This window comes from Bacillus sp. JJ722, assembly GCF_036963345.1.
GTDB lineage: Bacteria > Bacillota > Bacilli > Bacillales > DSM-1321 > Bacillus_AD.
The window spans coordinates 1-10,063 of record NZ_JBALMO010000065.1; the positions used below are offsets into that span (position 1 = coordinate 1).

Consider the following 10,063-nt stretch of genomic DNA (forward strand, 5'->3'; position numbering starts at 1 on the left):
AAGTTTTTCAGTGCCCTCACAATAAGTGTTGGTCTTTTTTTCTGTGCTTTTTAACAGAAGGATATGAATGAATGTTTGTGTGAAAAATAACGCAACTGCCTGTTTTTTTAACGTTTCTAATCATGATATAACTTTTTACGTCATATACTGTAGCAATCATTTATGTCTAAATAATTTAAATAGAAGAGCAGGTGAGGAGATGGCTGTTGAAAATACACGTGAATGGATGGAAGAACATAATAATAGCCCGCTCAAATTATGCAGTAAGCTCACTTCATATTTTGGGGATATCACTGAAGAGGAAATTTATAAATATCTTCAAGGTTTTGGAATGTACACAAGTGGTTCGAAAGTTGAAAGTGATTTGAAATCTTTAATTAAAGAAGATGTATGGTCACATATTGGTAGTTTATTTAATTCGTATAGAAAAGCGTGGAATGGAGCAGATATTCCAATTTTTATTATTCCCCATCGAAAGCAGAGTTTTTTTTCTAAAGGTCATCATAAATCAGGCTTAGCTTTTACGGATAAGCTATTTCTTTTTATATCACCCAAGACTAATAAGAATGATAGAGAAGCATTGTTTATTCATGAATATCATCATGTGTGCCGTTTGAGCAGTCAAGAGAAGAAAATTGATACCTACACTATTGCTGATTCATGCGTACTAGAAGGGTTTGCGGAATATACGGTGCAATCGATTAAAGGAAAAAGCTATTTAGCACCGTGGACAAAGCAATATTCTATTGAATTTTTGGATCGTTTTTGGAATGTCCATTTTGATGAGAATTTGACTGTTACTCGTAAAGATAAAAAGCATGACCAAATCATGTATGGAAAAGGAAAGTATCCTCCTATGATTGGTTATTGCATGGGTTACTATCTTGTAGACACGTATATGAAATCAAATCCTTTTTCTGTGAAAGAATCATTTCGTTTGTCTCCTAAAGCCATTATTGAAAACTATCGAGAGGTTAAAAAGAAAAAGGAAGACAAGGAGTAATAGTATGAATGACCACACCTCAACTAATCATTTATTAGACATTAAAGATTTAGAAGCGGGATTTATCATTGACAGTGAATATTACAATGCGGTGAATGGAGTATCTATGCAGGTGAAGTCTAACACTATTATTGGCATTGTGGGTGAATCGGGATGTGGCAAAAGCGTCCTTTCGCTTTCGATCATGCAGCTATTGCCGAAGGACAATAGCAAAATTAAAAGTGGAGATATTGTTTTTGAAGGAAGAAATCTAAGAAGGTTCTCAGAAAATGAAATGAATGCTCTTCGTGGCAAAGAAATATCCATGATTTTTCAAGAGCCAATGACTTCATTAAATCCCGTTTTTACTATTGGTTATCAAATGAAAGAAGTATTTATGAATCATGAGAAAGTTTCTAAAAAAGATCTAGAGACTCGTTGTATTCAATTGTTAAAAAAAGTAGGTATTGCAAGAGCAGAAGAAGTAATGAAAGAGTACCCTTATCAACTATCAGGCGGGATGAGACAACGCGTAATGATTGCTATTGCAATTGCTTGCAAACCTAAGCTACTTATAGCAGACGAGCCTACAACAGCACTGGATGTAACTGTTCAAGCTCAAATTCTACAATTATTAAAAGATTTACAAACCAAAAGTAAAATGTCGATTTTATTTATTACACATGATTTAGGTGTGGTAGCGAAAATGTGTGATGAAGTGGTTGTTATGTATGGGGGGCAAATCGTCGAAAGAGCAACAGTTGATCAATTATTCTACAATCCAAAGCACCCATACACCGTATTGCTTCTAGATGCTATGCCTTCACTAACAAAAGAAGTTGAAGTTTTACCAACTATTAAAGGTATTGTACCTTCCCTTCAAAACATGCCACTTCAAGGCTGTCGATTCGCTTCACGCTGTCCAAAGGCTTTGAGTATGTGCACAACCATGACACCAACTTTAAGTAAAGTTGAACGAGCTCATGAAGTAGCTTGCTTATTATATGAAGAAAAGGGACCGCGGTCAGAGGTGACAACTAATGAATCTCATAGAAAGTAAAAAGTCTAGTATTCTATTAGAAGTCCGTAATCTTAAAAAATATTATCCTAAAAAGGGTCAATTATTCGGACAACCTTCTAACTATATTAAAGCTGTAGATGAGATATCTTTTAGTATTAATAAAGGAGAAACATTAGGGTTAGTTGGAGAATCTGGTTGTGGAAAATCTACAACAGGGAAATCAGTATTGCGTCTTATTGAACCAACAGATGGACAGATTATTTTGGATGGAACAGATATAACCCGTATAAATGGCTCAGATCTTCGAAAGATTCGTAAAGATTTACAAATGGTGTTTCAAGACCCATTTGCCACACTTAATCCTAAACATATGGTGGGTGATATAATATCTGAGCCGATTCGAAACTATGAAACGATAAATAAACGAATGTTGAGAAAAGAAGTTTTACAATTGCTTGACCGAGTAGGGTTACCGAAAGATGCTTACTATAAATATGCTCATGAATTTTCAGGCGGGCAACGGCAAAGAATCGGCATAGCTAGGGCCTTGGCTTTAAAGCCGAAGCTGATTGTGGCGGATGAGCCTGTCTCGGCCTTAGATGTATCTGTACAATCACAAATATTAAATTTACTGAAATTATTACAAGTTGAAGATCAACTTACCTATTTGTTTATTGCTCATGATTTGAGTGTTGTTAAACATATGAGTCACAGAATCGGTGTCATGTACTTAGGAAACATTATCGAACTAGCTGATTCAACGACTATTTATAACAATCCTCTTCATCCGTACACACAAGCATTACTATCGGCAATTCCAGAGCCAGATCCTCGATCAAGTAATGCACGGATTATTCTAAAGGGAGATCTCCCAAGTCCAAGTAATCCTCCATCAGGATGTCCATTTCATCCAAGATGCCCACATGCTATGTTTCAATGCTCACTAAGTAAACCGAAGCTAATGGAAAAGAGCCCGAGTCAATTCGTCGCTTGCCACTTATATGAAAATGGGGGGAGAGGATGAACAAGCAAATTGTAGCTATTGTGCTATGTTTGGCTGTTTTTGTGTCAGCTTGTAGTAGTGCGAAGCATGTTGCGAATGATAAATCAAAAAATAATATCCCGCAGGAACTGGATAAAACCATTACGTATGCCTACCAACAGCCTTTTAAAGGTGTTTTCTCAAACGCGTATTATACAGGTGAAGATGATGCTAATGTACTGCAATTCATAACGGAAAGTGTATTCCAAGTAAATCCTGATACATTAGAAACGGAGCCATATTTAGCAGATTGGAAAATATCAAGCGACCATACTAAGTTAACAATTATGTTGAAGCAAGGTATTAAATGGCATGACGGCGTGGAGATGACAGTTGAAGATTTAATCTATGCTTGGTATTTAATTGCTGACCCTGAATATCCCGGTAGTCGCTTCACTCATGTATCAATGATTGAAGGAGCGAGGGAATATAAAGAAAGACGAGCAGCGAGCATTGAAGGAATCAATTTAATTAATCCCTACAAAGTAGAAGTGACATTAACTGAACCAAAGAATAATGTCGTGTCTAATATATGGTCCTATCCGGAGCCGAAGCATTATTATGGTGATATATCATCAAAAGACTTAGAAAATGCAAAGCAAGTGAGGCAAATGCCTATTGGTACAGGTGCTTATAAAGTAGCAAGAATTATCCCGGGAGAACGTGTAGAGCTTGTTCGAAATGATGAATATCATCAAGGGAATCCGGGATTAGATCGAATCATTTATAAAATTGTTGATGGTACAATCGCTCAAGGGCTGCTAGAGAATGGCGAGGTTGATTTAATGGAAGCACCCGCTGATCGATGGTCATCTATTCAACGTTTACCTAATATCAATTCTATCGTTATGCCAGCTTTATCTTATGCTTACATTGGGTTTAAGTTTGGGAAATGGGATGCGAAGAAGAACAAAGTGGTATCTTCAAATAAAAAATTCAAGAATAAAAAATTACGTCAGGCCATGGCATATGCATTAGATCGGGAGTCGTATGTTAAACATTTGAAAAATGGTTTAGGGCAAGTACTCAATACACCAATGCCTTCCGTATCTTGGGCAAAAATACCAGATGAACAAATAAGTGCGTACGAGTTTGATATTAGTAAGGCAAAAGAGCTATTAGATGAAGCAGGCTATAAAGATCTAGATGGAGATGGCTATCGCGAGAGTCCGAATGGGAAAAGGTTTGTTATTAAGCTTGATCATATGTCAGGTTCAGAAACTGCCATTGTTCGTGCCCAGTTTTTAATTCAATCTTGGAAGAAGATTGGACTTCTTGTTGAATTAAACGGTGGCGGGTTAAAAGAGTTAAATACATTCTATAGTGCAGTGGAAAAAGACGATCCCTCCGTCGAAGTATATGTAGGTGCTTGGGGGCTTTCAGTTGATCCTGATCCAACAGGTTTATGGAGTTCTGATAGCTATTGGAACTATTTGCGTTGGGATAATGAAAAATCAGATGAATTAATTGCAAAAGGATTGCAATTCCCAAGTGATCCTAATCAAGATGTAAAAGAATATCGTAAACAAGTCTATTATGAATGGCAGAAACATATTAATGAAGAGTTGCCGATGATTTTTCTAGATCAATATTATAGTGCATGGGCTATCAATAAACGTTTGAAGAACGTTACATTAGCGACTTATGGCATTATTACAACTGATATATGGAAATGGACAGTAGACGAATAGATATTTATACCTTAGTGGTGAGTAAGAAAGGGTAAGGAGAAATAAATATGGTTCAATTCATGTTGCAAAGAATAATTGGTATGATTCCTATTCTTTTTCTTCTTTCTGTAGTGGTATTTACACTGGCGAAATTGATGCCAGGTGATGCGCTTACGGGCAAGATCGACTATCTGAACTCGGATCCTGAATATGTTGCTGAAACAAGAGAAAAATATGGTTTGGATGATCCGATTTATGAGCAATATATACGCTGGATTAGCGGCGTAATCAAAGGTGATTTTGGTGACTCTTTTGTTTATAAAATGGACGTGATGGAGCTGATTGGATCACGACTACCTAACACCATTTTGTTAGGAATTGTTTCCTTATTCATTACGTATGTTTTGGCTTTTCTAATGGGGCGTTATTCAGGAAGAAATCCTTATAGTTTGGGTGATTATGGCATCGCATTATGGAACTATTTAGCGTTAGCTATACCTAGTTTTGTGGCAGCTTTACTCGCTATCTATGTGTTTGCGATTAAGCTTCAATGGGTTCCGGCAAGTGGAAGTATTAGCATGGATTACACTCAAGGTACGTTAACTTATTTGATAGACAAGCTGAGGCATACAATTTTGCCAGCACTAGTGTTAGGTGCTATGACAACGGCTTCTTATACGCAATTTTTGCGTAATGATATGATTGAAAATTCTCGTCAAGATTATGTGCGGACAGCACGAGCAAAAGGAACGAAGGAATCTCATATTTATAACAAGCATATTTTACGTAATTCCGTTATTCCAATTGTTACGTTAATAGGATTTGATATTGCAGGTTTGTTTGGTGGAGCGGTTGTAATTGAATACATCTTTACGTATCCCGGGATTGGATCGCTGTTTATCGAGTCTGTAAATGCTCGTGATTACTCTGTTGTTATGGCAATAACGATGATGTTAACAGTCATGACATTGCTAGGTAATTTATTGGCGGATATTTTATATGGTTTAGTTGATCCGAGAATACGTTTAAGGTAGGAGGGAAAAAGGATGAGACCAATGATACCGCAACTGAATTCTTCTCCTGAATTTAAAGCTTATTATAAGCGGAGAATAAAGCAGTCACCTTGGACTATTGCCAGAAAGAAATTTACGAGAAATACAATAGCGATGAGTAGTTTTGTCATTTTTATCTTAATTGTCGGAATCAGTATATTTGCTGAGCCACTATCAATGCCACTGACTGACACAGAAGAAATACATTTGGAGCAAATCAGCCAAGCACCTTCCTCACAATTTATATTAGGAACGGATCAATCAGGCCGGGAAGTATGGCCGAGACTTCTACATGCTGGTCATACCTCACTAAATATTGCATTTTCTATTACATTAATTGCTGTAACTATAGGGACGGTCGTCGGAGCGATTGCGGGTTATTATGGAGGCATAGTCGATTATTTGTTAATGCGTTTTACTGATTTTGTCATGGTTTTTCCATTTATCGTATTAGTTATTGTAGTGAAATCGATATTTGTAAATACGGGAATTGGTACGTTTATTTTGGTTGTTAGCTTGCTAAGTTGGACAGGGACTGCAAGGGTTGTTCGTAGTAAAGTAATGGCAGAAAAAGAAAATGAATATGTGATGTCAGCTATATCTATTGGTTGTGGACCTCTTCAGGTGATTATGAAACATATACTTCCAAACATCTTTTCAACGATTATTGTGAAAGCAACTTTACTGCTTGCTACGATGATTGTAGCAGAAACAGGTCTAAGTTATTTGGGGTTTGGTGTACCAATGAATATTCCGACATGGGGAAATATGGTGCAAGAAGCACGAAGTCCAGATGTACTTGCGAACAAATGGTGGATTTGGATGCCACCAGCAATGATGCTTACCATTACAATACTGTGTATTAATTTTATAGGAGAAGGTTTGAAAGACGCTTTTAATCCTAAATCGAATAAATAGTATTATGAATATTTTTTTTGACTACTGACTATACTTATTGACAAATAGTTTCCAATAAGTGAGGGGTAAAACATGTTATATCTCCATGATGTATGGGTAAATTGGTTTGAAGGTGAAGAAAACGGTTATAATATTTGTCACTTTCATGAGTGGAGAAAAGAAGATGGGATCGAGCTTCTTGACCAAGTTCCTTTATTAAAGGTTTCTTCTGCGCTATTTGACTTCATTGAAAATAATTTAAGTGATTTGCCACAAGACTTAATGCAAGAAATTTATCAAAAAGCTTTTTGTAGAAAAAATCACGAAAGAATACAACTAGAATATTGCTTTGTAATGTCAGACGGAAAAGGAATTATGGCAATTGATACGATGGGCTATCAAATTCCAATTCGTAAAAGTAGGCTAATTCCAAGACAAGAGCAACTAGTGTTTGACATGATTAAGAATGCACCAGAAAAAGAATATGATGTCGTAAGTAATGAAAACAACAAGGGTTACCATATTCTTTCACCTGAACCGACAACAATGCAAGGACTAACACGTAAAGAAAGACAATTGAAACAGTTGTTATTCATGGCATTAGATCAATTACATACATCGAAAAACACCGCAGAAATTCGCTATTGGTATACAGAATGGTCTCCGGATAAATATTCATATATTCAAAATCTAGATTTTGAAGATGCTTGGGAAGAGCTTTTTGAAGAAACAAAAAGTGGCTGGACAGGAAAGCATGAATTATTGTGTGAACGCATTATTAAAGGACAACCATTCTTTGAAAAGCTATGGGAAATTGAGGTAGGAGATCGACCATCAATGCTATAACACTAAGAGTTTTATAAACGAAGTATCAAGCAGTGGATGAAGTGAGAGTATCGCTTCGTTCACTGCTATTTATTATGAATGTAAAAAGGTTTTTCTGTCCTATTGTAGAAAGTTTTTGTAGGGGGAGGAGTTACTAATGAAAGAAAAAATTCCAATTAGTCCTTTTGCTAAAGTAATAGCTATATTTTTTAGTTTGCTCGGTATCATTACTATTGTTTTAATGGGTGTATTCTTGTTTAACTCTTTTCAAAATATATTAGAAAAAAAGAGATTGTAAGCCGAACGAAAGAGTATCTACTGCTGACATATAAGGAAGACGAAATTATAATAATTGAAGCAATTTCAACCAATAAAGGATATAATATTTCACCTTTTGCTGCTCATGTTACATTTAAGGATGAACCTGATAAAGCGTATATATATCGAGAGGTAAATGGTGAGATTGATCAAGCAGATATGAATCCGATAGAAGAAGATATTGCCCACTTTAAACATTTAGAGCCGATTGAATTAGATGTAATGTATATAGTAAAGGGATTAGAAACGAAAACACGTGAACATTTATTAAAGAGATACAAAGAAGACGAAATATTATCTTTGAAGGTTCCTGAAGGGAATGGATATATCGGATATGCTTATAAATGTGTCGTCATATTTGCTGATGAACCTAATATAGAATACAACTATATATATTTAGACGGAGAAATTCTACAAGTGAGTACCACTCCTATAATACAAAGTCAAAAAGGTCACAAACATTTGAATAATGTTCATAAAAAAATCGCCTCATATGAGACGATTTTTTTATGGTGTCTAGCTCCAGCGCTCAGCTCCTAGTGGATTTCGCCAACCTTCCTACGATGAAGCTTGAAAAATGACTCGCTTGCATGCGAGTCGTTTTTCCTTTATCTCAGTCAGAGGGCTCCAAACTATACGGGGTTAACAGAGCGCTTCCGCTTTTCTTATTATCTTTTTCGGCCTAGGCCCATAGCGTTATTCATTTTACGAAGCATTTTATTTGCGGTTTTGTTCGCTTTCTCTGCACCATCATCAAGAATATCATCTAACTCTTTCGAATTGATTAATTCATTGTATTTGTCTTGGATAGGTTTTAAAGCATTCACGACCACTTGCGCTAAGTCTGCTTTAAAGTCACCGTAGCCTTTACCTTCATATTTTTGTTCGATTTCTTCAACAGAAATGTTTCCAAGAATAGAATAAATCGACATCAAGTTCGAAATACCAGGTTTGTTTTGAACGTCGTATTTCACGATGCCATCAGAATCTGTTACGGCACTTTTGATTTTCTTTTCGATTACTTTAGGTTCATCCAATAAGGCGATAAAGCCTTTTGGGTTTGGATCAGATTTACTCATCTTCTTCATAGGGTCTTGTAGACTCATGATACGTGCGCCGATTTTTGGAGTTCGAATTTCAGGAATCGTAAAGACTTCACTGTATTTCTTATTAAAGCGCTCTGCTAAATCACGCGTTAATTCCATATGTTGTTTCTGGTCATCACCAACAGGAACGATATCTGTATTGTAAAGAAGAATGTCTGCAGCCATTAATGGAGGATATGTAAGCAATCCAGCTGAAACAGCTTCTTTACCTGAAGACTTGTCCTTAAATTGTGTCATTCGTTCTAATTCACCAATATATGAAGTACAAGTCATCATCCATCCTGCTTGTACATGTGCAGGTACTTCAGATTGAATGAAGATTGTAGCTTTGTTTGGATCGATTCCAGCAGCAATATATAAAGCAGCTAAGCTTTTAATATTTTTTCGTAACTGTAAGCGTTCTTGTGGAACTGTGATAGCGTGTTGATCGACGATACAGAAATAGCAGTTGTATTCATGTTGAAGTTCTACAAACTGACTCATAGCCCCAATGTAATTTCCGAGCGTTAATAAGCCAGAAGGCTGTATGCCGGAGAAAATTGTTTTCATTTATCTCACTCCTCGTAATATAAAACCTCATTCAAATCATTATTTCACATTGAACTGTAAAAATTCAAGATTATTGATAATAAAAGAATAATCCAACTAACATGATGACTAGAAGGGCTAAACCACTTGTTAATAATTGCGAATAGGGGACGTTTATTAATTGTGAAAGAGGTACTAATTCGTGTTCTTCATCAGCATGCTGAGGATGAGATTTTAAAAACATCTTACGGAAGCTGTAAGAGATGCCATCGAAGAAACCTCGGTCAACTATTAATATTAATAAACCTAAACCTATATAAGCACTTGAAAAGTAAAAGCTTATATTAATGAAATGTAATAATGATATTTGTTCATAAACAATAAATGAAAGTAAAATGGAAAAGCAAATAGTCGCTATTATGATAATGATAAGTAGGTTATTTTTTAATTTTTCAATCATGAGTAGCCCTCTTTTTCATTTTAGGTATAAGGTTTAGTATAGCAAAAAATCGTATGGAAAGAGAAGTAAGATTTTTTGTAATTAAATTTTTTCGAATATTTAAAATGTCCGTATCTGAAAATAGTAATTTTTCTCAAGTTAAATTATCAAAATTTTTCCGAT

Annotated in this window: 11 protein-coding genes; 9 read left to right on the forward strand and 2 right to left on the reverse strand. The window is 35.7% G+C overall.

Going from position 1 to position 10,063, the window contains the following annotated elements; genetic code table 11:
- Positions 1–199: 199 nt before the first annotated feature.
- From V7014_RS09515 to V7014_RS09555, 9 genes are all read left to right on the forward strand, one after another.
- Entirely contained in the window at positions 200–1,003 is an 804-nt protein-coding gene (locus V7014_RS09515; RefSeq protein WP_335506477.1) for a DUF2268 domain-containing protein, read from the forward strand.
- A 4-nt stretch (positions 1,004–1,007) separates the two neighbouring features.
- Entirely contained in the window at positions 1,008–2,042 is a 1,035-nt protein-coding gene (locus V7014_RS09520) for an ABC transporter ATP-binding protein (protein ID WP_335506479.1), read from the forward strand.
- Entirely contained in the window at positions 2,023–3,027 is a 1,005-nt protein-coding gene (locus V7014_RS09525; RefSeq protein WP_335506481.1) for an ABC transporter ATP-binding protein, read from the forward strand. The genes V7014_RS09520 and V7014_RS09525 overlap by 20 nt, the downstream gene beginning before the upstream one ends.
- Positions 3,024–4,736: an oligopeptide ABC transporter substrate-binding protein gene (gene opp4A / locus V7014_RS09530; RefSeq protein WP_335506483.1), complete on the forward strand. Its 1,713-nt coding sequence runs from the start codon at positions 3,024–3,026 to the stop codon at positions 4,734–4,736. The genes V7014_RS09525 and opp4A overlap by 4 nt, the downstream gene beginning before the upstream one ends.
- 47 nt (positions 4,737–4,783) lie before the next feature.
- Positions 4,784–5,749, forward strand: coding sequence for an oligopeptide ABC transporter permease (gene opp4B / locus V7014_RS09535; protein ID WP_335506485.1), 966 nt, complete (start codon positions 4,784–4,786; stop codon positions 5,747–5,749).
- Between the two features lie 12 nt (positions 5,750–5,761).
- Positions 5,762–6,685 carry an oligopeptide ABC transporter permease gene (gene opp4C, locus V7014_RS09540; RefSeq protein WP_335506486.1) on the forward strand — a complete coding sequence of 308 codons (924 nt, stop codon included), beginning with the start codon at positions 5,762–5,764 and terminating at the stop codon, positions 6,683–6,685.
- 72 nt (positions 6,686–6,757) lie between these two features.
- Positions 6,758–7,510, forward strand: coding sequence for a YjbA family protein (locus V7014_RS09545; protein WP_335506488.1), 753 nt, complete (start codon positions 6,758–6,760; stop codon positions 7,508–7,510).
- A 136-nt stretch (positions 7,511–7,646) separates the two neighbouring features.
- The gene (locus V7014_RS09550; protein ID WP_335506490.1) at positions 7,647–7,787 is read left to right on the forward strand and encodes a hypothetical protein; all 141 of its coding nucleotides are present in this window, start codon (positions 7,647–7,649) and stop codon (positions 7,785–7,787) included.
- 179 nt (positions 7,788–7,966) lie between these two features.
- Positions 7,967–8,347, forward strand: coding sequence for a hypothetical protein (locus V7014_RS09555; RefSeq protein ID WP_335506492.1), 381 nt, complete (start codon positions 7,967–7,969; stop codon positions 8,345–8,347).
- Between the two features lie 128 nt (positions 8,348–8,475).
- Here V7014_RS09555 and trpS read toward each other — a convergent pair whose 3' ends face one another.
- Positions 8,476–9,462, reverse strand: a complete 987-nt coding sequence (trpS, locus tag V7014_RS09560) for a tryptophan--tRNA ligase (RefSeq protein WP_335506494.1) — start codon at positions 9,460–9,462, stop codon at positions 8,476–8,478.
- 70 nt (positions 9,463–9,532) lie between these two features.
- Positions 9,533–9,901, reverse strand: a complete 369-nt coding sequence (locus V7014_RS09565; protein ID WP_335506496.1) for a DUF3899 domain-containing protein — start codon at positions 9,899–9,901, stop codon at positions 9,533–9,535.
- Between the last annotated feature and the right edge of the window lie 162 nt (positions 9,902–10,063).